This window comes from Pseudomonas boreofloridensis, assembly GCF_030580795.1.
Classification (GTDB): Bacteria; Pseudomonadota; Gammaproteobacteria; order Pseudomonadales; family Pseudomonadaceae; genus Aquipseudomonas; species Aquipseudomonas boreofloridensis.
Window position 1 is genome coordinate 71,897 of record NZ_JAUQOQ010000015.1, and the last position, 25,335, is coordinate 97,231.

Below are 25,335 nucleotides of genomic sequence, written 5' to 3' on the forward strand. Positions count from 1 at the left end.
GATGCACTGTCATGACCTCCCCCCTCGCCGCCCACGGCATTCTCGCCGGCCTTGTCGGTCGTGGTATCCAAGCCTCCCTCACGCCTGCCCTGCACCAAGGCGAAGGCGATGCCCAATCCCTGCGTTATCTGTATCGTCTGATCGATGCCGATCAGCTCGGCGTGGACGATAGCGCTCTGCCTGCGCTGGTGGACGGCGCGCAGCGCAGCGGCTTTACCGGCCTGAACATCACCTTCCCGTTCAAGCAAGCCATCGTGCCGTTGCTCGACGAACTGTCAGAAGAAGCCCGTGGCATCGGCGCTGTGAACACCGTGGTATTCAAAGACGGCAAGCGCATTGGCCACAACACCGACTGCTTGGGCTTTGCCGAAGGTCTGCGCCGTGGTTTGCCCAATGTGGCGCGCCGCCAGGTGGTGCAACTGGGCGCCGGCGGTGCAGGTTCGGCGGTGGCGCATGCACTGCTGGCCGAGGGCGTGGAGCAACTGACCCTGTTCGAGGTCGACGCCGCTCGCGGGCAAGCCCTGGTAGAAAACCTCGCACAGCGTTTCGGTGCTGGCCGGGCGCTGCTCGGCAATGATCTGGCGGTTGCGCTGGCCGCGGCTGACGGCCTGGTCAACACCACGCCGGTGGGCATGAGCAAACTGCCCGGCACTCCGCTGCCGGTGCATTTGCTGAATGAGCGGTTGTGGGTAGCGGAAATCATCTACTTCCCGCTGGAAACCGAATTGCTGCGCCATGCCCGAGCGTTGGGCTGCCGTACCTTGGACGGCGGCACCATGGCGGTATTTCAGGCAGTGAAGGCGTTCGAGCTGTTCAGCGGCCGGCCGGCCGATGCTGCACGCATGCAAGCGCACTTTGCACGGCTGAGTTGAGGGTCGCAGGCAGGTCGAAGGCAAAGGCCAGATGAGCACTAACGCCCAGACCTGCGCATCGCCGAGCGCAATCAGTCGTCCAGTGGTTTGGGCGCCGCAGCGGGCTTGACAGGTTTGGTCCCCTTGTTCGGCTTCTCCGGCTTGCCGGCTGGCGCCACAGCCACCGGTTCAGGCGCAGTCACAGCCTTTTCGCTGGCCGGCAGTTCGTCGACTGCCTTGAACACCGCTTGCGGGTCGAGCTTCTCCGGGGTGTCGTCGTCCTTGAGTACATGACGCTCGCCATCCTTGCCGATCAGGATCACCCGGGTGCCTTTGCTCGCCCCGAGCTTGAGCTCGCGGATCAAGGCCATGGTGGTCTGCTGCTCGAGGTTCTTGTCTTCGCGCTTGCCCATCATGCTGGCCACGCTGAACAGCACCAGATTGCGCTCCTTGAACCCGGCTTCGGTGGCAGGATCCTTGATGGCCTGCTCCAGGCCGCGCAGCGTCGGGTCGGCGCTGCTGGGCGCGATGACGACCAATGGCCGTGCCTTGCCCAGTTCCTTGGCCAGTGGAGCGTCGCTGTCGGCGGCGAACAGCGGGCCGCTGACGGCGAACAGGGTGGCGAGGGTCAGTGACCGGACGAGCATGAGCATCTCCTTGTTTTCTCGATTAACCAGGGACTACAGATCAGGGAGAAAGATCCGAGCCAGAGCCTAAACCAAGGGATCAGGCACCGGCTTAGACTAAAGGTAACGTGGGATTTCGGAAACGGCCCCGAACGTCTCAGAAGCTTCCTACACATCTGCAAGCATAGTCGATCAAGGCATCAGGGACGCCTGTGGCTGGGCCCCGGTTGCGGTTCGGGCCTGGCCTGGGCGAGTGCTGCACGGGTGTATGCCAATATGCGTGCATCCCACGCCGCCTCTCGGTCCCGACCAATGCTGCGCAGCCAGTTTTCATGGTCATCGGCGGACACCGTCAGTGCCCTGACCTGTTCGGCGAACGCCGAATCGTCCTGTATTGCTGCCAATTCACTCTGGCTCTCTTGCAACTGGCGGGCGTTTTCGGCCAAAGCCGCTGCATTGCGCACCCGCGCCTCAGAATCCTCGCCCAGCGCCTGTGCTTCATCGCCCAACACCCGCGCCCGTTGCTGCAAGGCGTCGATCTGTGCGGCGCGATCGAGCAGCACCTGGTCATAGCTTTTGCCCTCGGCCATGTCCTCGATCACCTGCAAGCGGCTGTGGAAACGTTGGTCCAACCGCTCGAAGCCTTCTGGATCGCTGCGCAGCAGATGGGTGCGCCAGAAGGACTTCCAGACCATCGACTGCGCCACCGCCTCGTCGGTCTCGCTCTCATGCAGCCGCGCCCGCGCGTCGTCCAACTGATCCGCACCCACACCAGCCACCTCGCGGTAACTCATGGTCGCCGGTTGCCCCGGCAGATCGAACTCGTCACGCAGGCCTAGCCGGTAGGCCAGTCCTACCTCGACTTCATCCGGATGCCCACCGTCCCGGCGCCGACTCTGCAGGTCTTCGGCGATGATGCGATCGAGTTCGTCCAGCCGCCACAACTGTCGACCCAGGTACAGCAGAGCGGACTCTTCGGCACCGCGCTCGGCCTCACACCGTGCTCGCCACACCAGCAGATGGACTTCCAGATCGCTGAAGCGGCCAATCACCGCGTCGTCACACCCCTCCAGCCCCCTGGACAGGTCGAACAGCTCCTGACGCAGTTCGGCATGGTCCTGGGCAGCCTGCAGGGTGGCCGCGACTCGGCTGCCCAGGCCGGTAGGGTCGGTCCGGTAATCGCGGGTCTCGCGCAGACGAGCCAGCAAGGCCAAGTAGTCCTGACTGCCCGGCTCGGCCTGCAAGGCGTCCCAGGCTTCGCCGAAACCTCTGGCCTCACGCGGCGCGATGCGGCGCATCCACCCCTCGCGGGCATAATCCAAAGCCTGAGCAAGATCGAGCGACTCGGGTTCCTCGACCCCTGAGGCAGGATCGGTTTCCTCCAGCCAGCCGTTCACCCTCATGAAACTGCGCAGCCGGTTGGCCGAGCCGGACTCCAGCGGGTTCTCGGCTAGCAGGATGGCACCCGAAACCCACAGCGGGACCCGGTAATAGTCGTCTGGCACCCGTGTAATGAGATTGTTGCGCAGGTCCACTTCTTCCAGCAGGTGATGGTCGAACAGACCGCTCGGCAGTTCGCTGATGCTCGTCGCACGCACCTGCAGCGAGATCAGGCGCGGCATGGCAGCCACCGAGAATACCCGCCCCAGCGGATTGAACGACAGGTTCAGCCGCTGCAAACGGGTACAACGACCCAGACGCTCGGCCTGTTCAGGATCGAGCACGATCTGGTTACCGTACAGGTCCAGCTCGCGCAACTCAGGCAAGTGCTCGATGTTGGCCGGTAATCGGCTCAACGCGTTGTTGTTCAGCGCCAGGGACTGCAAGCCGGTGAAGGCGTTCATGAACGACTCAGGGATCTCTTCCAGGCTCATGCTGGTCATGTTCAGCGACACCACATGACTGAAGCGCACCTGCGCCGGGATGTCTGGTAGTCGATGCATGGGCAGCCCCCAGAGGGCCAGGCGATAGCCGATCGGCTCGCCGACCTGGTTGGCCACGCGCTGAGACTGGCGGCGCCAGACAGCCATCAGCGCATCCCTCATGGCAGAGCGCTCGGCACGGGCCATCAGCCCCGGCGCTTGCTGGGTCCAGGCAGCGAGATGTTCGCGCAGCGTGTCGAGCTCTGCGCCCAAGCGCTGCAGCTCGAGGTTATGGTCAAGACCTTGTGCGCGTACGGAAATCAGCCAGTTCTCCACTTCGCTGTCGCTGAAATTGGGGTACAGCGCCCGAACCCGTGCATACAATGCGCGGGCCTGGTGTCGCGCACCGCGCCCACTGAGCGGATAGCCCAGGCGTCCGTCAGCCAGACGCTGGGGCGGCCGGAAGCCGCCAACCGGCGAGCGCAGCCCCAGGGCCTGCTGGATTTCGCCAGGCTGACGGGCAGCCAGTCGGGCCATGTGCACGCGCAGGTTGTGCGGCAGTGGGTCGCTCAGTCCCATCGCCGTACAGCGCGATTCATCCAACGTGTGCGCGATGACTTCGAACAACTCGCCCCGCTCGCCGAGTGCATGCCCCCCCTGCGCCAACTGAAACCTGCCATTGAGATGAACCAGGTCGAAGCTGGCTGCGCCCTCCCCGGCTTCGATCGACAGCAGCGTGGGCCCCGACAATGAATGCTCGTACAAACGCCATCCGCTAGCGGCGGCCGGCCCAGGCGATCGGCCCAAGAGGTGCAACACCACCCGCGCCAGATCCGCGTCCTGACTGGCGTCCAGGTACAACGCCTCCAGCACCCGGGCGACACGGATCTGCCGCACCATTTCACGCGCCGCCTCCGCCAGGGCCAGCGGCACGCGTGCGCCTTGCAACAAACGTTCGCGATCCGCAGCACGGGCATCGTTCAGCACCTGGGCTGCGCCCCGTGAATGCAGCGAGGTGAACTGCCGTCGCACGATCTGCGCCGCGGGCGCGTCACTGGGCTGCGTGGCCTCATACAACTGCTCGAACAGTTCTCGACGCTGTGCCCAGATCCGCTCGGCCAGGGTTTGATCGCTGACGTCGGCGGCACCCGGCAAGCGCCGTGCATGGGCGAGCACCAGACCGTCGCTCGCCGGCTGGCCGCTGCGCAACTGGCTGACGGTGCCCCGAATGCGGCGGTCCAGATCATAGCGCTCGACGCTGTCCTGCCAGACTGCAGGAGGCTTGCGTCCATCGGCATGCAGCGCGCGCAATTGCGCGGCATCCAGGCCGTGAATCTGCATGATTTCGTCCAACTGCTGGTCATCCAGCCGCGCCCAGGCCCCGCCCAGGCGGCGACACAGCCGATACGGGTCGTCCCAGGCCAGCGGCTGCTCCCACCACAAACGCCAGGCACCGGCACCGTTGTGTTCGAGTAGCGGGCCGTGACCGTTGTGCGGCAAAAGCTGCCAGCGCAGATCGGCGCGCTGTCGCACCGGATAGTGATGTTCATCGATCTGGACCCAGGTACGGTCGCCGTGGCGCCAGAGGCCCTGCTCGTCGCAGCGCGCTTCGGCCGGCGGTGCGTCGCGCCAGGGCGAAAGGTCTTCGTGCCACAGGCGTGTACTGCCATCCTCCAGGGTGGCCGGCAGCAGCTCGTCGACCCAGCGTGATCGACTCCAGGCACCGCGCACCACACCCACGCCGGCGGCCGTGACCGCGAATGCAGCGACATCGCCCGCCACATTGAGCAGGTGGTCCAACGCCTCACTGGTATCGCCTTCGCGCCAGGCCTCGACGCCGTGGTAGACCTCGCCCAGCAGCTCCCAGGCGGTCACCGCCAGCAACCCCAGGCCGATCACCGGCACGAAGAAACCCGCCAGATTCAGCAAGGCCCAGCCTTCGCTGGCCAAGCGCTGATCGTGCTCGCGCTGCACCTGCTCATCGACGGCCTTGACCGGCACCGCGATCATCGCAGCATCGTCCTTGATCTGTGCGATGCGTGCCTGAGCCAACTGGTCGAACAACGGCTCAGGCAACGGCCGCATGTGCTCTTCGAGCGCAATGTTGGCCAGATCCGATACGCCCGCGTAGCCACTGACCAATTGATTGAAGAAGGCATTGGCCTGCCGTCTGCGAACGAAGCGACTGAAAAATGCTTGATAGTCGGCAGTGCGCAGGCGCTTGCCCAAGTCGTTGGCGAAGTAGCGCAAGTTGGGAAACGCACTCCAGGGCGTGTGCGGATCGCCTGGAATATGCACCAGCACACGTTGGCTTGAGGTATAGAGAGGGCTGAGGCTCTCATCGCGTACATCCAATACCACGATGCGTTCTAGTGCAGTGCCTAGCAACTGCAGGCCTTTGGTCTGAACCGGACAACCTTGGAAGGTTGGCTTGACGGTCAAGCTGCACACCTGCACCACCAGTTGTAACTCCTGCTCGCTCAGGTGGCCTCTCAGGCGCGCCACATGAGCATCGGCGAGCATCCCGTAGCGGTGTGCGCGGGCCAGGAGGGACAAGGTCCGGCGCTGCGCTGCGCCTGCCGGCTCGTCGGCGTGATCGTCAGGTTGCAGCACCTGGTCCACATGCGCCTGATACTGCCCACCCACATCCACCTCGCGGCACAGTTGGGCGAACTGCGCGGCAGTGGGCAGTACAGCCTGTTCGTCATCGGGCCGGAGCAGCCGATTGCCTTCCAGCTGTCCACCCTCCTCAGCCTGCTCGGCGCTGAAGTTGCGCAGAGCTGCCTCCAAGAGTGATATCTCGCGATACACCGCCTTGGTCACGGGGTAACCGATGGGTTGCGAGGTCAGTACAGGTTCGCGGGTGCCGACTCTGAACCGCAAGGCATCCAGCTCGACAGCCCTGCCCATCTGCTGTTCGAGCGCTGCGCTCAGCAAGGGCGCAGCGTAAGCATCCGGGGCTCGAAGTCCAGCCAATAGCGCTCTGGCCCGTTCATGAAAATACAGGCTCAAGCTCAACGCATCCTGAAGTGCCTGGACCTGTTCAATGCTGGCGGTCGCCAGCCAGTTGGGCAAGCGCCGACCGATGATCCAGTCCTGATGCGCTGCCGAGGGAGGGATAGCGTGAGTCACGATGGCATGCTCCTGGAGAAAGCCCTGAGGCTAAGGAGCAGGCGGTGCGCTCATGCGCTAGATAGTTGCCACGTAGAACGCGTCGACTCGCTCAGTCCTCGACTGGCGATAAGGCCTGCTCGGCGTCCCAGCCACCGCCCAGTGCTGCGATCAACTGCACACTGGCCACCAGCCTCCCCTGCAGCAGGTTCAAGGCGCTGCGCTCATTGCTCAGGGCGGTCGTCTGCACGTTGACCACGTCCAGATAACCGATTAGCCCAGCGCGATACTGGTTCTCGGTCAAACGCAACGACTCGCGCGCCGAATCCAGTGCTTCCTGACGTACCACAGCCTCATCGGCATAGACCTTCAACTGCACCAGGTAGTTTTCCACCTCTTTGAAGCCATCGAGCACCGTCTGGCGATACTGCGCGACGGTCTGGTCATACACCGCCACGGTGCGATCGACCTCGGCGCTGCGTTTACCGGCATCGAACAGAGTCAGCGCCAGTTGCGGGCCGACCGACCAGTAGCGATTGGGCAATTCGATCCAGTTGCTGAAGCTGCTGCTGGAATAGCCGCCATTCATGCTCAGCGATAGATCGGGGAAATAGGCGGCGCGCGACACGCCGATGTTCGAGTTGGCGGCCATGACCTTGCGCTCGGCAGACGCGATGTCCGGACGACGCTCGAGCAACTGCGACGGCAGGTTCAACGGAATCTGCGGCAATGCAGGGATGTCGCGGGTTTCGGCCAAGGAAAATTCGGCCGGCGCCTTGCCCATGAGCACGGCGATGGCGTTTTCGTACTGGGCACGTTGCCAGGCCAGGTCGATCAGGTCGGCCTGGGTGCTCTTGAGCTGGGTGCGCGCCTGGGCCACGGCATCGGGCCCGGCGACGCCGGCGCGGTACTGGTTCTGGTTCATCCGCAGCGAGCGTTCGTACGCGGCCACCGTGGCCTGAAGCAGCCGCTTCTGCTCATCGATCACCCGCAACTGCAAATAGTTCTGCACCAGCTCGGACTGCTGGCTCAGCCGAATTGCCGCCATGTCGGCAAGACTCGCCTGGGCGCTGGACTCATTGGCATTGAGGGTTTCGCGCAGCTTGCCCCACAGGTCGATCTCCCAGCTCACCCCCAATTGCGCGTTGTAGGTGTTGCGAATGCCACTGCTGTTGTTCGACAGACTCGAACTCGAGCTGCCCGCCCCCTGGGCCGAACGGTTCTTGCTGGTGGTGAGGTTCAGCGATGGAAACAGCGACGCACGGCTGCTACGCACCAGGGCCTGGGCCTGACGGTACTGCGCTTCGTACTGGGCCACGGTCTGATTGCTGCTGTTGAGGGTCTCGACCAAGGTATCGAGCTGGCGGTCGCCGTAGATTTCCCACCAGGCGCCACGGGCAATGGCATCCGAGGGCTTGGCCTGGGTCCAGCCCTCGGCCTGCTTGAACTGCACCGGCGTGCTGACCTCGGGACGGTGATAGTCGGGGCTGAGCGTGCAGGCACTGAGCAGCGCCACGCACAGCCCGGCACCTAGCAGGCGTGAGCCGCGGCCACGGGTCAGCAGTTGCAGGGCACGGTGCAGCGGGGTCTGGGCAAAAGTCATAGCGGGGTATCCAGGGCGGCGTCGGTACGCACGCCGCGCCAGCGGTTGAAACGATGGCGCGCGCGGTCCAGGTACAGGTAGACGACGGGAGTGGTGTAGAGGGTGAGCACCTGGCTGAACACCAGGCCGCCGATGATGGTCAGGCCCAGCGGCTGGCGCATCTCCGCGCCTTCGGCCTGGCTGAGCAGCAGCGGCAACGCGCCCAGCATCGCGGCGAGCGTGGTCATCAGAATCGGTCGCAGCCGTAGCAGGCAGGCGCGGCGGATGGACTCTTCAGGCGTCAGGCCTTCGTGGCGCTCCAGTTGCAGCGCCAGGTCGATCATCAGAATGGCGTTCTTCTTCACCACCCCGATCAGCAGGAACAAGCCGAGCAACGAAATCAGGCTGAACTCCCCGCCGGTGAGGTACAACGTAAGCAAGGCGCCCACCCCAGCCGACGGCAGGGTCGAGAGAATGGTCAGCGGATGGATGTAGCTCTCGTAGAGGATGCCCAGCACCAGATACACCAGCACCAAGGCGCCGAGGATCATGAATGGCTGGCCCTGGGCGGTCTTGGCGAAAGCATCGGCGTCGCCGCCGAGCTTGGCGATCACCGATTCGGGCAGCCCCAGCTTGGCCACCTCACGCTCCACCGCCGCCAGCGCCTGATCGACGCTATAGCCTTCGGCGACATCGAAGGAGATGTCCTCTGAGGCGAACTGGTCTTCATGGCTGACCCGATCGTTGGCCAGGCTGTTTTCGTAGTGGGCGATGGTCGACAGCGGCACCCGCGCGCCGTCGGCGGTGATCACCTGCACCTGTTCCAGTGTGCTCGGGTCCCAGGCATAGCGCGGGTTGATCTCCATCACCACCTGGTACTGGTTGAGGCTGTCGTAGATGGTCGAGATCTGCCGCTGGCTGTAAGCGTTGTTCAGCACCGCGGTGATCATGTCCATGTCGATGCCCAAGCGCTTGGCCTGGTCGCGGTCGACCACCAGCGTCACCTGCTGGGTGCCTGCACCGTCGCGCGCATCGATGGCGGTGAGCTGCGGCAGCTTGCGAAACGCCGCCGCTACTTTCGGGAACCACTCACGCAGGGCCGTCAGATCGCCACTCTGCAGGGTGTACAGGTACTGCGAGGAGCTCTGGTCACGTCCGCCGCCGCCCAGTTGCAGGTCTTGGTCGGCCATCAGGTACAGCCGCCCGCCCGGCACTTTCGGCAGCTCCTTGCGCAGCCGGTCGATGACTTTCTGGGCGTTTTCCTTGCGCTCGCCGATGGGCTTGAGGCGCACCAGCACGAAGGCGTTGTTGGTGCCGCTGTTGCCGCCGATGAAGCCGGCTACGCTCTGCACGGCCGGGTCGGCCAGCAGCGCACGTCGATAGGTTTCCATTTTCGGCTGCATGACGCTGAACGACAGGCCATCGTCGCCGCGCACGAAGCCCTGCAACTGACCGGTGTCCTGCTGCGGCATCAGGGTCTTGGGCACGATCACGTAGAGGGCAACGTTGAGCACGATGGTCGCCAGCAGGCTGAGCAACGTGAGGCGCCGATGGCGCAAGGCCCAGCCCAGGCTGCGGTCATAGCCGGCGACCATGCGCTGGTGCTGACGGTCGCTCCAGCGCTGCAGGCGTGTCTGCTGGCGCGCGGTGTGGGGCTTGAGCCAACGCGAGCACAGCATGGGCGTGAGGGTCAGCGACACCAGCAGCGAAACGAGGATCGCGGCCGCCAAGGTGATCGAGAACTCCTGGAACAACCCGCGCACGATGCCACCCATGAACAGGATGGAAACGAACACCGCCACCAGCGAGACGTTCATCGACAGCAGCGTGAAACCGACCTCCTTGGCGCCGAGAAAGGCCGCACGCATGGGCTTCTCGCCGTTCTCGATATGCCGTGAGATGTTCTCCAGCACCACGATGGCGTCGTCCACCACCAGTCCGGTGGCGAGGATCAGCGCCATCAGCGACAGGTTGTTGAGCGAGAAGCCACACAGGTACATGACCGCGAACGTACCCACCAACGACACCGGCACCGCCAGGCTGGGAATCAACGAGGCGCGCAGGTTGCCCAGGAACAGGTAGACCACCAGGATCACCAGCACCACGGCGATCAGCAGGGTGTGTTCGGCTTCCTTGAGCGTCGCCTTGATCACCGGCGAGCGGTCCATGGCCACGTTGAGCTTGACGCTGGCCGGCAGCAGCGACTGCAAGGCCGGGAGCTGGTCCTTGATCTGCTGCACAGTCTCGATGATGTTGGCGTTGGCCTGGCGGTTGATGACCAGCAGCACCGCCGCATCGTTGTTGAAGAAACCACTGTTGTAGCGGTTCTCGACACCATCGCGGACCTTGGCCACATCCCCCAGGCGCAGGATCGCGCCGTTTTGCTGGCGGATTACCAGGGGTTTGTAGTCATCGGCCTTTTCCAGTTGGTCGTTGGCACGCACTTGCCAGTTGCGCTGGTCATCCTCGACGAACCCCATGGGGCGGCGCTGGTTGGCATTGGCCACCGCGGTGCGTACTTCGTCCAGGGACAGCCCGTACTGGTTGAGCAGTTGCGGTTCCAGCTCGATGCGCACCGCTGGCAACGAGCTGCCGCCGATCTGCACCTCGCCCACCCCGGTGACCTGTGACAGGCTCTGGGACAGGATGGTGTCCGCCAGGTCGTACAGCTGGCCTTTGGACAGGACGTCGGAGGTCAGCGACAGCACCATGATCGGCGCCTGCGACGGATTGACCTTCTTGTAGGTCGGCATGCTGCGCATGCCGCTGGGCAACAGGTTGCGCGTGGCATTGATCGCGGCCTGGACCTCGCGCGCGGCACCGTCGATGTCGCGGCCCAGCTCGAAACCGATGATCACTCGCGTGGAGCCTTGGCTGGAATTGCTGGTCAGCACGTTGACCCCGGCAATGCTGCCCAGCTTGCGTTCCAGCGGCGTGGCCACAGTCGAGGCCATGACCTCCGGGCTGGCCCCCGGCAGGCTGGCCTGCACCACGATGACCGGGAAGTCCATCTGCGGCAGCGGCGAAACCGGCAGCAGACCGAAACTCACGCCGCCAAGCAGCATGATCGCCAGGCTCAGCAGCATGGTCGCCACGGGCCGACGAATGAACGGGCCGGACAGGTTCATCGAGCGCTCCCTGCCGGTCGCGGCGAACTGCAAGCCTCAAGTGGCAAGCGGCAAGCCGCGGCGTCTGCGCGTGTCGTGCCCGAGCGCTTCGCAATCAGCTCGCCGCTCGCCGCTTCGCGCTTGCCACTCATACCTGAGTCTCCAGCGCGGGGCTGCGCCGCCAGCGGCGCGAAAGGCGGTCGAAGTACAGGTAGATGACCGGGGTGGTGAACAGGGTCAGCACCTGGCTCACCAGCAATCCACCGACCATCACCAGCCCCAGGGGCTGGCGCAGCTCGGCGCCGGAGCCCGTGGCCAGCATCAGCGGCAAAGCACCGAACAGCGCGGCCAAGGTGGTCATCAGGATCGGCCGGAAGCGCAGCAACGCGGCCTGGTAGATCGCCTCCTGCGGGCTCATGCCTTGGTGACGCTCGGCCTCCAGGGCGAAGTCGATCATCATGATCGCGTTCTTCTTGACGATGCCGATCAACAGGATGATGCCGATGATGGCGATCATGCCCAGGTCATTGCCGCTGATGAGCAACGCCAGCAACGCCCCGACCGCCGCCGAAGGCAGCGTCGACAGAATGGTCACGGGATGAACGTAGCTCTCATAGAGCACGCCGAGCACGATGTACATGGTCACCACAGCGGCGAGAATCAGCAGCAAGGTGCTCGACAGCGAGGCCTGGAAGGCCTCGGCGGCGCCCTGGAAGCGCGTCTGCACCCCCAGAGGGACGCCAATATCGTGCTGCACCTGTTCGATCACCTGCACCGCTTCGCCCAGCGAAACGCCCTGGCCGAGGTTGAAGGACATCATCACCGCCGGGAATTGGCCGATGTGGGAAATTGCCAACTGCGCTTGGCGCTGCTCGATCCGGGCCAGCGCCGACAGGCGTACCTGTCCGCCATCGGCGGCCTTGACGTGGATCGATTCGAGCATCTGCGGACCGATGTTGGCGGCCGCCTGGGCCTGCAGCACCACGCGGTACTGGCTGGCCTGAGTGTAGATGGTGGAAATCTGCCGCTGACCGAAGGCGTCGTACAACGCGTTGGTGATCTGCGCCACGCTGATGCCCAGCCGGCTGGCCATGTCGCGGTCGATCGCCAGGTACACCTGCAGCCCCTTGTCCTGCAGGTCGCTGGCCACGTCGGTCAGCTCGGAGCGCTGCTGCAGCGCGTGCACCAACTTACCGCTCCATTCGGCGAGCATGTCCGGATCGGGCGACGACAGGCTGAACTGGTACTGGGTGCGGCTGACGCGGTCCTCGATGCTCAGGTCCTGCACCGGCTGCATGAACAGGCGGATGCCGACCAGGCGCTCGAGTTGCGGCTGCAGCCGGGCGATCACCTGGCTGGCGGTGACGTCGCGCTCGGCATGGGGCTTGAGGTTGATCAGCAGGCGACCGCTATTGAGGGTGGCGTTGTCGCCGTCCACACCGATATAGGACGACAAGCTCTGCACCGCCGGATCCTGCAGGATCACCTGGCTCAGCGCCTGCTGACGTTCGCTCATGGCGGCGAACGAGATCGACTGCGGCGCCTCGGAAATGCCCTGGATGACGCCGGTGTCCTGCACCGGGAAAAAGCCCTTGGGCACGATGACGTAAAGCATGACGGTGAGCGCCAACGAGGCCAGCGCGACCAGCAGCGTCAGCGGTTGATGCCGCAGTACCCAGCGCAGGCCTTGGCTGTAGCGCTCGATCAACCAGTCGATCCAGGCACCGCTGGCGCGGTAGAAACGGCCCTGTTCCTCTTCCCGGGGCTCGCGCTTGAGCAGCCGTGCGCACATCATCGGTGTCAGGGTGAGCGACACCACCAGCGAGATCAGGATCGCCACCGCCAGGGTAATGGCGAACTCACGGAACAGCCGGCCGACCACATCGGCCATGAACAGCAAGGGGATCAGCACCGCGATCAACGAGAACGTCAGCGAAATCAAGGTGAAACCGATTTGCCGCGCGCCCTTGAGCGCGGCCTGCAGCGGCGTTTCGCCTTCCTCGATATGGCGCGAGATGTTCTCCAGCATGACGATGGCATCGTCCACCACGAATCCTGTCGCGATGGTCAGGGCCATCAGCGTGAGGTTGTTGATGGAGAAGCCGGCCAGGTACATCACACCGAAGGTGCCGACCAGCGACAGCGGCACGGCGATGGAAGGAATGATCGTGGCGCTGAAGCGGCGCAGGAACAGGAAGGTGACCATCACCACCAGGGCAATGGCGAACAGCAGTTCATGCTGGACGTCGCGCACGGCGGCGCGGATGGTCTGGGTGCGATCGGTGAGCACACTGACGTCCAGGCCCGCCGGGAGGTTGTCGGTGATCGACGGCAACATCGTCTTGATGCGGTCGACCACATCGATGACGTTGGCCCCAGGCTGACGCTGGATGTTCAGCAGCACGGCGTGGTTTTCATTGGCCCAGGCGGCCAGGCGTTCGTTTTCGGCGCCATCGACGATCTCGGCGACGTCCTTCAAACGCAGCGGCGCGCCGTTGCTGTACTTGAGAATGAGGTTGGCGTATTCCTCAGGGGAACGCAGTTGGTCGTTGGCGTCGAGCATCGACACCCGCGTCGGCCCGTCGAAGTTGCCCTTGGGCTGGTTGACGTTGGAGGCGCCGACCAGCGTACGCACGTCGTCCAGGCTCAGGCCGTTGGCCGCCAAGGCATCGACATTGACCTTGATGCGCACCGCCTGGCGCTGGCCACCGGCGATGCTGACCATGCCGACGCCGCTGATCTGCGCGATCTTCTGCGCCACCCGGGTATCGACCAGGTCGTTGAGTTTGGGCAAGGGCAGCGTGCGCGAACTGATGGCCAGGGTCAGCACCGGCGTGTCGGCCGGGTTGACCTTGTTGTACACCGGCGGCGCCGGCAAGTCGCTGGGCAGCAGGTTGCTGGCGGCATTGATCGCCGCCTGCACCTGCTGCTCGGCGACATCCATGTTCATGTCCAGGTTGAAGCGCAGGGTCAGGACCGAGGCGCCGCCGGAGCTGGTCGAGGCCATCTGGCTCAGCCCCGGCATCTGGCCGAACTGACGTTCCAACGGTGCGGTGACCGCGCTGGTCATCACTTGCGGGCTGGCGCCGGGGTACAGGGTCATGACCCGGATAGTGGGATAGTCCACCTGCGGCAAGGCCGCCACCGGCAGCAGGGTGTAGGCGATCAGGCCAGCCAGCACGATGGCCAGCATAGTCAGCGTGGTGGCGACCGGGCGCAGAATGAACAGCCGCGAGATGTTCATGCGCCCGCCTTGCTCGACTCACCGGCCTGGGTGGCGTCCTTGGTTTCCTGGCCTTGCAGGTGCTGACCCGGAGTGGCGGGCACCTGTGAGCTGTCGTCGACGATCTCGACCTGAGTGCCTTCGCGCAGGCGGTCGGTGCCTTCCAGGACCAGGCGCTCGCCATCCTTGAGGCCATCGAGGATCACGCTGTTGATGCCATCGCTGGCACCGACCTTGAGCTTACGCACATTGACCTTGTCGTCGGCGCCGACCACATAGGCGAAGGTGCCGTCGTTGCCGAACTGGATTGCCGCTGCCGGGGCCAGCACCACCTGCTTGAGGGTGTCGGCCAGCAGGCGCACGTTGACGAACTGGTTGGGGAACAGGGCCCGGTCCTTGTTCTCGAACAGGCCCTTGAACTTGAGGGTGCCGGTACTGGTGTCGATCTGGTTGTCGAGGCTGCCGAGCACGCCGGTGGCCTGCAGCTTGCTGTCGCCCCGGTCCCAGGCTTCGACGGCCAACCGTGCGCCGCTGCGATAGCGGTCCAGCACGGTACCCAGTTCGGTTTCAGGAAGGGTGAAAACGACGTTGATCGGCTCGGTCTGGGTAATCACCACCAGCGCCGTGGTGTCGTTGGCCGCCACCAGGTTGCCCAGGTCCAGTTGACGCAGGCCCAGACGCCCGCTGATTGGGGCACGGATCTGGCTGAACTCCAGGTTCAGCCGCGCATCGTTGACCGCCGCCTGGTTGGTCTTGACCAGCCCCTGGAACTGACCGACCTGAGCCTCGGCGGTGTCCAGAGTCTGCTTGGCGATGCTGTCTTCGGCGTAGAGGCCTTTGTAGCGGGCCACATCGACCTGGGCATTCTTGAGCTGCGCCTGGTTCTGCGCCAAGGTGCCTTCGGCCTGTTGCAGGGCGATGCGATAAGGCCGCGGGTCGATCTCGGCAAGCAGGTCACCGGCCTTCACCTGCTGGCCCTCCGTGAAGTGAATCTTCACCAGCTCGCCAGCGACGCGGCTGCGTACGTTGACCGTGCTGGTCGCCGTCACGGTGCCCAATGCCTTGTAATACAGCGGGAAATCACCGACGCGGACCGGCTCCACGCGCACGGGCACTGGATCGCTGGACGCGCCGAAACCCGGTCGCCCGCCCTTGCCCATGCGTACCGCCGGGTCCGTGTGCTTGGGCGCAGCCGCAGGCCACAGCCACCAGGCCAGCAGGGCCACCAGCAGCAGGATCAGCAGGCCGATCAGCCAGCGACGGGGGGAGCGGGAAACGGAAGCTTGCATGGATTGAACGAACCTTGTTCAGAGAGTGGCGGCCGGAGAGGCTGAACGATAAGCACTGGCATCGGTTTAGCAAAGGAGCTTTACCAGGGATTTACCATTGGCTGACGTTGCTAAAACAATGAACTTTAAATGAAAACGGCCCGGAAAGGCGTCCGGGCCGTATGGCCGCGTATTTTCGGCGAGGCTGCTGCGTGCACAGCGCGCAGCGGCGTTAGTGCAGGCTTACTTGAGGACAGCCAGCGCCGCGTCGTAGTTTGGCTCGTCGGCGATTTCCTTGACCAACTCGGCGTGCAACACCTTGTCCTGTTCGTCCAGCACCACCACGGCACGGGCGGTCAGGCCTGCCAGCGGACCATCGGCAATGGCTACGCCGTATTGCTCGATGAACTCACGTCCGCGCAGCGTGGACAGGTTGTGCACGTTGGTCAGGCCCTCGGCGCCACAGAAACGGGCCTGGGCGAACGGCAGGTCGGCCGAAATACACAGCACCACGGTGTTGGGCAGGTCGTTGGCCTGGGCGTTGAATTTACGCACCGAGGTGGCGCATGTGGGGGTGTCGACACTGGGGAAGATGTTCAGCACTTTGCGCTTGCCGGCATAGTCCTGGAGCGACTTGTCGGCCAGACCTTCGCCAACCAGGGAAAAGGCCGGCGCCTGGGCACCGACCTTGGGCAGCTCGCCGTTGACCTGAACCGGGTTGCCTTTGAGAGTCACTTGAGCCATGGCGCGAATCCTTATGGGTTTGAAAAGGATCCCGAGTTAATCGTTTTTAGCGCCAGCCTGCAAGCGGGCAAGCCCGCAGGCTTTGACTCACTCAGGCCAGCAGGCCGTAGACCACCGAGCTCAAGGCTACCAGGCCGATCGCCACGACGAAGAGATTCGACAGCGCGCCGCTGTATTTGCGCATCGACGGCACGCGGCGAATGGCATACATCGGCATCAGGAACAGCAGCACCGCCAGGATCGGACCACCGAGCGACTCGATCATGCCCAGGATGCTCGGGTTGAGCGTGGCGACGATCCAGCACACCACCAGCATCAGCGCCGCCACGACACGATCCAGGGTCTTGGCGCCCGGGCGAGCGCCGGTCTTGGCGATGATGCCTTTGAGGCCTTCGCTGGCGCCGATGTAGTGGCCCAGGAACGACTTGGCAATGGCCACGAAGGCGATCAGCGGCGCGGCGAAAGCGATGGCCGGGTTGCTGAAGTGGTTGGCCAGGTACGACAGGATCGACAGGTTCTGCGCTTTGGCTTCGGCCAGTTGCGCACTGCTCAAGGTCAGAACACAACTGAACACGAAGAACAGCACCATCGCCACCATCAGCAGGTGCGCGCGCGCCAGGATCTGCCCGCTGCGCTCATCGGCATGGGCACCGTAGCGGCGTTTCTGGTCCACGGCGAACGCCGAAATGATCGGCGAATGGTTGAACGAGAACACCATCACCGGAATCGCCAGCCACAGGGTATGCAGCAGCGACGAGCCGGACGGCACCTGGTGCGCGGTATCGAGGATGCCACCATTCCAATGCGGCACCAGGTACAGCGCCAACAGCGCCAGGGCGACGATGAACGGATACACCAGCAGGCTCATGACCTTGACCGTGGCCTGCTCGCCGCAGCGCACGATAGCCAGCAGGCCGAGAATCAGCACGAACGACAGGATCGCCCGTGGTGGCGGGGTCATGTGCAGTTGGTGCTCCATGAAGCTGGCCACGGTGTTGGTCAGCGCCACGCTGTAGATCAGCAGGATCGGGAAGATGGCGAAGAAATACAGCACGGTGATCAGCGCGCCAGCAGTGATGCCGAAATGCTCTTCGACCACTTGGGTGATGTCGCCTTCCTTGCTGCCGGAGAGCACGAAGCGGGTCAAGGCCCGGTGCGCGTAGTAGGTCATGGGAAATGCCAGCGCAGCCAAGACCAGCAGCGGCCAGAAGCCACCAAGACCGGCGTTGATCGGCAGGAACAGCGTACCGGCACCAATGGCCGTGCCGAACAGGCCCAGCATCCAGGTGGTGTCTTGACGTGACCAGCTGCCGAGGGCGGCGTGTTGGGTCGATTCGAAGCGTTGCTCGACGCTTTGGGCCTGCTCATTCATCCGGGTGCAACTCCAGTCGCAAGACTGCAACAGGCTGAGCATGGCGAGACACGAGACTCACGCCACCCCCAACCGAAAAAGAGGGGCGCGATTGTGCACTGAATGGGGGCGAATGCGAAGCCCTGTTGGCATGAGGGACAGGTGTAGCAGGGAAACGCTGCCCTCTGGAACGGCGTGGAGCCGCTTCCAGAGGGCGCTCGGATCAGCCCTGCTGCACCGCCGCGAAGGCCTCGGCGACGCGCTGCAGGTTATCCTCACGCAGCCCGGCCATGCACACTCGACCGCTGTCGAGAATGTACACACCGAACTCGTCACGTAGACGACGCGCCTGCTCGGGGCTGAAGCCGGTGTAGCTGAACATGCCACGTTGGCGCAGGAAGAACTGGACGTCCTGGCCTGGCAGGTGTCGGGCCAATGCCTCGACCAGGCCTTGACGCATGGCCAGGATCCGCGTGCGCATGGCGCCGACTTCCGCTTGCCACTGCGCGTTCAACTGCGCGTCGCCCAGCACGCCGGCGACCAGCAGCGCGCCATGGCTGGGCGGGCTGGAGTAGTTGCGGCGCACGGTCGCCTTGAGCTGACCCAGCACGCTGTGCGCGCTGGCGATGTCGTCACAGACCACCGACAGCCCCCCTACCCGCTCGCCGTACAGCGAGAAGATCTTCGAGAAGGAATTGCTGACCAGACAAGGCACGCCGGCACGGGCCATTTCGCGGATGGCGTAGGCGTCCTCGACCAAGCCCTCGCCGAAGCCTTGGTAGGCGATGTCGAGGAACGGGATCAATTGGCGCGCCTTGACCACTTCGACCACCTGCTGCCATTGGTCCTGGCTCAGATCGACGCCCGTCGGGTTATGGCAGCACGGGTGCAGCAGCACGATGCTCTGTTGCGCCAGCGCCTGCAGGCTCGCCAACATGCCCTCGAAGTCGAGGCCACGGGTGGCTGGGTCGAAATACGGGTAGGTATGGACCTTGAATCCGGCGCCTTCGAAGATGGCGCGGTGGTTGTCCCAGGTTGGATCGCTGACCCAGACCTCGGCCTGCGGGAAATAGCGCTTGAGGAAGTCGGCGCCGACTTTCAGCGCCCCCGAACCGCCAACCGTCTGCACGGTGGCCACTCGGCCCTCGATGATTGCGGGGTGGTCTGCACCGAACAGCAGCGCCTGGATCGCCTGGCGGTAGCTGGCCAGGCCTTCCATCGGCAGGTACAGCGACGCCTCGTGCGGCTGGTCGGCCAGGCGCTTCTCGACTTCGCCCACCGACGCCAACTGCGGCACCACGCCGGCTTCGTCGTAGTACAGGCCGATACTCAGATTGACCTTGTCGGTCCGCGAATCGACCTTGAAGGCCTCCATCAACGAGAGAATCGGGTCGCCGGCATAGGCATCGACATGTTTGAACACAGCGCGCAGCTCCTTGGAATCAGGACAGTCGGAAGGACAGGCCCGAGCATACCTGCAGGAGCCGGCGAGGAACATCACTGGATGTGCAAGGTGGGTGTGCGGCGTTGCAATGCCGAGGGTTATGACAGCATGGAAAATTGAGCGGAAACGCACCACGGATCTTTCAGAAAGGGCCGTCTTGCTGTGCCTGCGCAACGATTTATCTTGTTGACGTTGCAGTATCAACGTTATGCAGGCCCCACCAGGAGAGGTCATGAAACCTGAAAGGACGTATCACTCTATCGGTCGTTACGCCATAGCGTTTGATGTAAGTGTATTTATCATAAGACCTGGGGAATGCTGCGACTTCCCCGAAACCAATCTCCCCTCCGTCCATGGAGCACACTATAAAGTGGTGAGTGCCATGCGAGAGCTTTACGAGCGAATGCTTGCTGATGAACGTGTTTGCACCCTGCAAGTCTCTGTCTCCAGGCCTCTCAGCAGACAGCAAGCCGACAGACTTAACGAAAACAAAATCACAATTGCATCACTGGTCGGCTTGATCGTTGCCCGTGGCGCCGGGTGGGTAATGCCGAAGGTATCTGGCAAATTGGCCAAAGGGGCGGTAGGTGGCGTATCCGGTAGTGCAGCGGCGCTCGCGACTCGGAAAGCGTTGACGCCCTACCATGCCGGCAACGTTATGGTAGTTCTCCAGGCTGAGGTTAAAGGTGGTATCGGACCTCAAGTATCAACCACCATGCTCATTATCTAGATTTGAAATGACTGAAATCTACCTGGCACTTGCACTACTACTGATAGGTTTCCTGCTGGAGTGGCTGTGCGAATCGCCTCGCATTCGTAGGCATTTAGGTCTCGCATTAATCATGGTAGGTGTAGCCGTTTGGTCAACACTGGGCGTTAAACGATTTCTTCACTTGGACGGTGCTTGGTGGGGCTGGGCTTTGATACTCCTCGGCAGTTTCCTATTGTCTAAGCGTGCCAAGTTTTTTGATCGCTCAGATGCCAGTTCCCACTGAAATTCCCAGTGCGAATGAACACATACCTTGCGAACTTTGGTACGAAAAATCGAAGGCCTGCGCCTTGCTGGAATCGACCAAGAGACCGAGCTGAAGTCATGCTGTCTTGAGCCACTAAAATTCAAGCGAACCATTCACTCGTCGACTTGCCTCTCCAGCATCCCTTGCAACTCCAGCCACTGGACCTCGGTGACCGCTACGCCTCGGTCTGCCGACAACTCACGCTCGATGAACCGCCGCTGCCCCGGCAAACGCGACAAGCCCGCCGCGTGCATCTGCTCCACCAATGCTGCGCTGCGGTAGGAAAACGGTGTGGCTGTGCTCTTGGCCGGGTCGATGACGATGATCAATTGGCCGGTCCAGGGCGTCTTCGCGCCGGGGTGCTGAGACCAGTCGAACTCCCACGAAAAGTGCCCGCCCGTCAGCCCTGCGGCCAGGAGCTCGACCATCATCGACAGCGCCGACCCCTTGTGTCCGCCGAACGGCAGCAAGGCGCCGCCGTCGAGCATCGCCTGGGGATCGGTGGTCGGCTCACCGGCGGCATCAACCCCCACGCCGGTCGGCAGTTGCTCACCCTGACGCGCAGCGATCTGCACATCGCCATGGGCCATGGCGCTGGTGGCCATGTCGAAGACGATCGGCGGATGCCCGGCGCAGGGCGCGGCGAAGGCAATCGGGTTGGTGCCGAACAAGGGTTTGCGCGCGCCATGGGGCACCACGCAGGTCATGCTGTTGACCACGCTCAGGGCGATCAGGCCCTCTTCGGCGAACGGTTCGACGTCCGGCCACAGCGCCGCGAAATGATGGGAGTTGTGTATCGCCAGCATCGCAATGCCAGCACTACGCACCTTCTGCACCAGCAGTTGCCGGGCCGCAGCCAGGGCCGGCTGGGCAAAACCGCCCTTGGCATCGACCTGCACGAAGGCCGCCGCGACATCGTTGACCTCAGGCACCGCACGCCCGTCGACCCAACCGCTGGCCAAGGTCGAAACGTATCCCGGCATACGGAACACGCCATGGCTGTGCGCGCCGTCACGCTGGGCGCTCGCGCAATTAGCGGCGAGCACACCGGCCACCGCTTCGCTGCAGCCGTGACGCTGGAAAACCTGCTGCAACAGCGCCTGCAACTCGGCCAGAGGTACACGAATCAAGGGTTCTATGGACACGGACATACACGGCTCCTTGCAGTGATAGCGGGTCGGTGGCATGGCAGACACTCTTCGGCCAGCACCGCCACATTGTCAAATCTGACGATCACCACATGCGGTCAGTGCGCTTCATTGCAACGCTGCAATGATCCAACTGCGTCGTTAATTATTATTGACCCGCGCCCCTGGCAAACCCCTACAGCCTCGGGCATGCAGCCCTGCACACCCCGGAAAACCGCGTTAAACCGCCCGCTCGGTCGTTTGACATATCGAACGGCTCTGGCAAGCTAGATCCCATGCCCCGACCGGTTTCGCAGCCAATCGCTGCGCCGGCAGTGCTCGGGGCTTCAGGCCGCGCACTTCAGGCTTCAGGCCGCGCGCCTGCATAACAACGACAGGTAGTACCTGTCCCAAGGTGACATATGTCCAACAGCAACATTGGCAACAAGCAACCCGCCCTGCGCAAACCCGTCGTCCTGATGACCATGGGCACCCAAGAGCGCAAAGGTCACGACTACCAGGTCATGACCCACAAGTACATCACGCCCCTGGTCGACTTCGCCGACTGCATCCCGGTTCTGGTCCCCACTTGCTGTGGTACGGAGGCGCTCGAAGCCTACCTGGATATGGCAGATGGCGTGTACCTGACGGGCGCTGGCAGCAACATCGATCCGACCCTGTACGGTCAGCAGAACGAAACGCCCGGCAAAGCGCAGGACAAGGATCGCGACCTGTTCGACATCCCCCTGGTACAACTGGCCATCGCCCGTGGCCTGCCCATCTTCGGCATCTGCCGTGGCATGCAGGAAATCAACGTGGCCCTCGGTGGCGACATCTATCAGAAGGTCTACGCCGAGCCCGGTTTCAACGATCATCGGGAAAATCCCGATGATCCGGTCGAGGTGCAGTATGCCGCTTCCCACAGCGTCACCATTGAACCAGGCACCTGGCTGCGCGACATCCTGGGTAGCGATCAGATCCGGGTGAACTCGCTCCACGGTCAAGGCTTGCGCAACCTCGGGGAAGGCCTGCAGCCCATTGCGCGTGCCGAAGACGGTCTGGTCGAGGCCATCCATGCACCAAGCCTTTCGCCCTTCCTGTTCGCGGTGCAGTGGCATCCGGAATGGCAGGCCGCGAAGAACCCGGATTCGATAAAATTGTTCCAGGCCTTTGGCGAGGCGTGCCGCGCCCAGGTGCGTAAAGCTAAGGCCGGAAAACGCCATCAGGCGGCCTGATCGCGTGCTTGACACCCTGATCGCGGGACGACGCAATGTCGTTCCGCAGTGGGACTGTCTGCCTTTGACGTGCGGACCAGACATGATCAGCACCACTCACGGCCCTGCGACTTAGACATACGATGACCTGGCCTAGTCTTGCTTGAACCTTCAAGTAGTCGATCACGTTGGGCAAACACCTGCAACCGTAAGCAGCTAGCTGATCCTACTCAGTGCTGATCGAACAGCTTGCCTGCTTCTCACCCTCTCGATCTCCGTCGCCTGGCATCGAAATTTTTCAACAGACCTCTTTGCAGAATTTAGGTTGTACGATAACTTACCTCTAGCCTTGAACCCTTTCCTCCTCAAGCGCCATAGGATGCGTCCAACAATGAATCCACAAGAACTGAAATCCATCCTCTCCCACGGCTTGCTGTCCTTCCCGGTCACCGACTTCGACGCTCACGGCGACTTCAATCCCGCCGGTTACGCCAAGCGCCTGGAATGGCTCGCCCCCTACGGCGCCAGCGCGCTGTTCGCCGCTGGCGGCACCGGCGAGTTCTTCTCCCTCGCTGCCAGCGAATACAGCCAAGTGATCAAGACTGCCGTGGACACCTGCGCCACCTCGGTTCCGATCCTGGCCGGGGTCGGTGGCGCCACTCGCCAGGCCATCGAATATGCACAGCAAGCCGAGCGCCTGGGCGCCAAAGGGCTGCTGCTGCTGCCGCACTACCTCACCGAAGCCAGCCAGGACGGGGTAGCCGCCCATGTGGAGGCGGTGTGCAAGTCGGTCAAGATCGGCGTCGTGGTGTACAACCGTAACGTCTGCCGGCTGAACGCAACCCAGTTGGAACAGCTTGCCGAGCGCTGCCCGAACCTGGTGGGCTACAAGGATGGCCTGGGCGATATCGAGCTCATGGTGTCTATCCGCCGTCGCCTGGGGGATCGCCTGAGCTATCTGGGCGGCCTGCCGACTGCTGAAGTCTATGCAGCGGCTTACAAGGCACTGGGCGTGCCGGTGTATTCCTCGGCCGTGTTCAATTTCGTGCCCAAGACCGCCATGGATTTCTACAACGCCATCGCCCGCGACGACCACGCGACCGTCGGCAAACTGATCGATGACTTCTTCCTGCCGTATCTGGACATCCGCAACCGCAAGGCTGGCTACGCCGTGAGCATTGTCAAGGCCGGTGCCCGTATCGCCGGCTACGACGCCGGTCCCGTGCGCACACCGCTGACCGACCTGACCGACGAGGAATACCAGATGCTCGCCGCGCTGATGGACAAGATGGGCCCGCAATAGGCGCAGCCCTGCGGCCAGCACAGGCCGCCGCCGGAGCACAGCTGCTCCGGCCTACAATTCGACCGCCCCGCACAACAATAACTAGTGGGAGTTCAACCGCATGCAAGCGACGAAAACAACGCACGTGCGCTACTTGATCCTGTTCATGCTGTTCCTGGTGACCACGATCAACTATGCCGACCGCGCCACCATCGCGATCGCCGGCTCCAGCCTGCAGAAGGACCTGGGCATCGACGCAGTCACTCTGGGCTACATCTTCTCGGCATTCGGCTGGGCCTACGTGGCCGGACAGATTCCCGGTGGCTGGCTGCTCGATCGCTTCGGTTCGAAGAATGTCTACGCCTTCAGCATCTTCACCTGGTCGCTGTTCACCCTGCTGCAAGGCTTCGTCGGCGGCCTGCCGGTCGCCTGGGCGGTGGTCACGCTGTTCACCCTGCGCTTTCTGGTCGGCTTCGCCGAAGCCCCGTCGTTCCCGGGCAACGCCCGCATCGTCGCGGCCTGGTTTCCCACCGCCGAGCGTGGCACCGCCTCGGCGATCTTCAACTCGGCGCAGTATTTCGCCACCGCCCTGTTCGCCCCGCTCATGGGCTGGATCGTGTTCAGTTTCGGCTGGGAACATGTGTTCGTGGTCATGGGTGGCCTGGGCATCCTGTTCTCGGCGGTGTGGATGAAAACCATTTACAACCCACGCCAGCACCCGCGTATCAGTCCGGCCGAACTCGAGCACATCGAACACAACGGCGGCCTGGTGGACATGGACCAGAAACGCGGCAACGACGGACCGAAATGGGGCTACATCAAGCAACTGCTCACCAGTCGCATGCTGCTGGGGGTCTACCTCGGCCAATACTGCATCAATGCCATCACCTACTTCTTCCTGACCTGGTTTCCGGTGTACCTGGTGCAAGAGCGCGGCATGACCATCCTCAAGGCGGGCTTCATCGCCTCCTTGCCGGCCATCTGCGGCTTCATCGGCGGTGTCTTGGGCGGCGTACTGTCGGATTGGCTGCTGCGACGCGGCAACTCGCTGACCTTCTCGCGCAAGCTGCCGATCGTCTGCGGCCTCATGCTCTCCACCACCATGGTGTTCTGCAACTATGTCGAGGCCGAGTGGATGGTGGTCGGCTTCATGACCCTGGCCTTCTTCGGCAAAGGCATCGGCGCGCTGGGCTGGGCCGTGGTCGCCGATACCTCGCCCAAGCAGATCGCCGGACTCTCGGGCGGCCTGTTCAACACCTTCGGCAACATCGCCTCGATCACCACACCGATTGTCATCGGCTACATCATCAGCGCCACCGGCTCGTTCAAGTGGGCACTGGTGTATATCGGCGCCAACGCGCTGGTGGCGGTGTTCAGCTACCTGGTGATCGTTGGGCCGATCAAGCGTATCGAGCTCAAGGATCCGCCCAAGCCTGCCGCCGCGCCTACTGGCGGGCTGGCGGCCGCGCGCCGATGAGCTGAACCAAGAACGCCGGATGAACGCCTGAGATGAATGACAAAAAGGGC

At 63.3% G+C, this 25,335-nt stretch carries 15 protein-coding genes; 5 read left to right on the top strand and 10 right to left on the bottom strand.

The window, feature by feature from the left end; all coding sequences use genetic code 11:
• Positions 1-11: 11 nt before the first annotated feature.
• On the top strand, positions 12-872 hold the full coding sequence (locus tag Q6A47_RS17515) for a shikimate dehydrogenase (protein WP_304484931.1): 861 nt from the start codon (positions 12-14) through the stop codon (positions 870-872).
• 71 nt (positions 873-943) lie between these two features.
• Here Q6A47_RS17515 and Q6A47_RS17520 read toward each other — a convergent pair whose 3' ends face one another.
• The 9 genes from Q6A47_RS17520 to Q6A47_RS17560 form a co-directional block, all read right to left on the bottom strand.
• Complete coding sequence (locus Q6A47_RS17520; protein WP_029612575.1) at positions 944-1,498, bottom strand: DUF4174 domain-containing protein; 555 nt, start codon at positions 1,496-1,498, stop codon at positions 944-946.
• 179 nt (positions 1,499-1,677) lie between these two features.
• The gene (locus tag Q6A47_RS17525) at positions 1,678-6,471 is read right to left on the bottom strand and encodes an NEL-type E3 ubiquitin ligase domain-containing protein (protein WP_304484932.1); all 4,794 of its coding nucleotides are present in this window, start codon (positions 6,469-6,471) and stop codon (positions 1,678-1,680) included.
• A 91-nt stretch (positions 6,472-6,562) separates the two neighbouring features.
• Complete coding sequence (locus Q6A47_RS17530) at positions 6,563-8,053, bottom strand: efflux transporter outer membrane subunit (RefSeq protein WP_304484933.1); 1,491 nt, start codon at positions 8,051-8,053, stop codon at positions 6,563-6,565.
• The gene (locus Q6A47_RS17535; protein ID WP_304484934.1) at positions 8,050-11,160 is read right to left on the bottom strand and encodes a multidrug efflux RND transporter permease subunit; all 3,111 of its coding nucleotides are present in this window, start codon (positions 11,158-11,160) and stop codon (positions 8,050-8,052) included. The genes Q6A47_RS17530 and Q6A47_RS17535 overlap by 4 nt, the downstream gene beginning before the upstream one ends.
• A gap of 127 nt (positions 11,161-11,287) precedes the next feature.
• Positions 11,288-14,383, bottom strand: coding sequence for an MdtB/MuxB family multidrug efflux RND transporter permease subunit (locus Q6A47_RS17540; RefSeq protein ID WP_304484935.1), 3,096 nt, complete (start codon positions 14,381-14,383; stop codon positions 11,288-11,290).
• Positions 14,380-15,651 carry an MdtA/MuxA family multidrug efflux RND transporter periplasmic adaptor subunit gene (locus Q6A47_RS17545; protein WP_039577614.1) on the bottom strand — a complete coding sequence of 424 codons (1,272 nt, stop codon included), beginning with the start codon at positions 15,649-15,651 and terminating at the stop codon, positions 14,380-14,382. The genes Q6A47_RS17540 and Q6A47_RS17545 overlap by 4 nt, the downstream gene beginning before the upstream one ends.
• 222 nt (positions 15,652-15,873) lie before the next feature.
• Entirely contained in the window at positions 15,874-16,374 is a 501-nt protein-coding gene (tpx, locus tag Q6A47_RS17550; RefSeq protein WP_029615159.1) for a thiol peroxidase, read from the bottom strand.
• 91 nt (positions 16,375-16,465) lie between these two features.
• On the bottom strand, positions 16,466-17,746 hold the full coding sequence (locus tag Q6A47_RS17555; RefSeq protein WP_039577611.1) for a serine/threonine transporter: 1,281 nt from the start codon (positions 17,744-17,746) through the stop codon (positions 16,466-16,468).
• A gap of 202 nt (positions 17,747-17,948) precedes the next feature.
• Positions 17,949-19,148 (bottom strand): amino acid aminotransferase, encoded by a 1,200-nt coding sequence (locus Q6A47_RS17560; RefSeq protein ID WP_304484936.1) that lies wholly within the window; start codon positions 19,146-19,148, stop codon positions 17,949-17,951.
• 253 nt (positions 19,149-19,401) lie between these two features.
• On the opposite strand from Q6A47_RS17560, the gene Q6A47_RS17565 reads away from it, so the two are divergent.
• Positions 19,402-19,899, top strand: a complete 498-nt coding sequence (locus Q6A47_RS17565; protein WP_304484937.1) for a hypothetical protein — start codon at positions 19,402-19,404, stop codon at positions 19,897-19,899.
• A 399-nt stretch (positions 19,900-20,298) separates the two neighbouring features.
• Here Q6A47_RS17565 and Q6A47_RS17570 read toward each other — a convergent pair whose 3' ends face one another.
• Positions 20,299-21,336, bottom strand: a complete 1,038-nt coding sequence (locus tag Q6A47_RS17570) for an Ldh family oxidoreductase (protein WP_304484938.1) — start codon at positions 21,334-21,336, stop codon at positions 20,299-20,301.
• 398 nt (positions 21,337-21,734) lie between these two features.
• Here Q6A47_RS17570 and Q6A47_RS17575 point away from each other — a divergent pair, with 398 nt between their 5' ends.
• The 3 genes from Q6A47_RS17575 (at position 21,735) to Q6A47_RS17585 (ending at position 25,285) form a co-directional block, all read left to right on the top strand.
• The gene (locus tag Q6A47_RS17575) at positions 21,735-22,547 is read left to right on the top strand and encodes a gamma-glutamyl-gamma-aminobutyrate hydrolase family protein (protein WP_304484939.1); all 813 of its coding nucleotides are present in this window, start codon (positions 21,735-21,737) and stop codon (positions 22,545-22,547) included.
• Between the two features lie 370 nt (positions 22,548-22,917).
• Positions 22,918-23,829: a 5-dehydro-4-deoxyglucarate dehydratase gene (gene kdgD / locus Q6A47_RS17580; RefSeq protein ID WP_295487172.1), complete on the top strand. Its 912-nt coding sequence runs from the start codon at positions 22,918-22,920 to the stop codon at positions 23,827-23,829.
• A 100-nt stretch (positions 23,830-23,929) separates the two neighbouring features.
• Complete coding sequence (locus Q6A47_RS17585; protein ID WP_304484940.1) at positions 23,930-25,285, top strand: MFS transporter; 1,356 nt, start codon at positions 23,930-23,932, stop codon at positions 25,283-25,285.
• The last annotated feature ends 50 nt before the right edge of the window (positions 25,286-25,335 follow it).

Excerpts from the sequence above, each read along its gene's own strand:
- Q6A47_RS17515 (WP_304484931.1), top strand. The coding sequence starts at position 12 with ATGACCTCCCCCCTCGCCGCCCACGGCATTCTCGCCGGCCTTGTCGGT.
- Q6A47_RS17520 (WP_029612575.1), bottom strand. The coding sequence starts at position 1,498 with ATGCTCGTCCGGTCACTGACCCTCGCCACCCTGTTCGCCGTCAGCGGC.
- Q6A47_RS17530 (WP_304484933.1), bottom strand. The coding sequence starts at position 8,053 with ATGACTTTTGCCCAGACCCCGCTGCACCGTGCCCTGCAACTGCTGACC.
- Q6A47_RS17535 (WP_304484934.1), bottom strand. The coding sequence starts at position 11,160 with ATGAACCTGTCCGGCCCGTTCATTCGTCGGCCCGTGGCGACCATGCTG.
- Q6A47_RS17540 (WP_304484935.1), bottom strand. The coding sequence starts at position 14,383 with ATGAACATCTCGCGGCTGTTCATTCTGCGCCCGGTCGCCACCACGCTG.
- Q6A47_RS17545 (WP_039577614.1), bottom strand. The coding sequence starts at position 15,651 with ATGCAAGCTTCCGTTTCCCGCTCCCCCCGTCGCTGGCTGATCGGCCTG.
- tpx (WP_029615159.1), bottom strand. The coding sequence starts at position 16,374 with ATGGCTCAAGTGACTCTCAAAGGCAACCCGGTTCAGGTCAACGGCGAG.
- Q6A47_RS17555 (WP_039577611.1), bottom strand. The coding sequence starts at position 17,746 with ATGAATGAGCAGGCCCAAAGCGTCGAGCAACGCTTCGAATCGACCCAA.
- Q6A47_RS17565 (WP_304484937.1), top strand. The coding sequence starts at position 19,402 with ATGAAACCTGAAAGGACGTATCACTCTATCGGTCGTTACGCCATAGCG.
- Q6A47_RS17570 (WP_304484938.1), bottom strand. The coding sequence starts at position 21,336 with ATGTCCGTGTCCATAGAACCCTTGATTCGTGTACCTCTGGCCGAGTTG.
- Q6A47_RS17575 (WP_304484939.1), top strand. The coding sequence starts at position 21,735 with ATGTCCAACAGCAACATTGGCAACAAGCAACCCGCCCTGCGCAAACCC.
- kdgD (WP_295487172.1), top strand. The coding sequence starts at position 22,918 with ATGAATCCACAAGAACTGAAATCCATCCTCTCCCACGGCTTGCTGTCC.
- Q6A47_RS17585 (WP_304484940.1), top strand. The coding sequence starts at position 23,930 with ATGCAAGCGACGAAAACAACGCACGTGCGCTACTTGATCCTGTTCATG.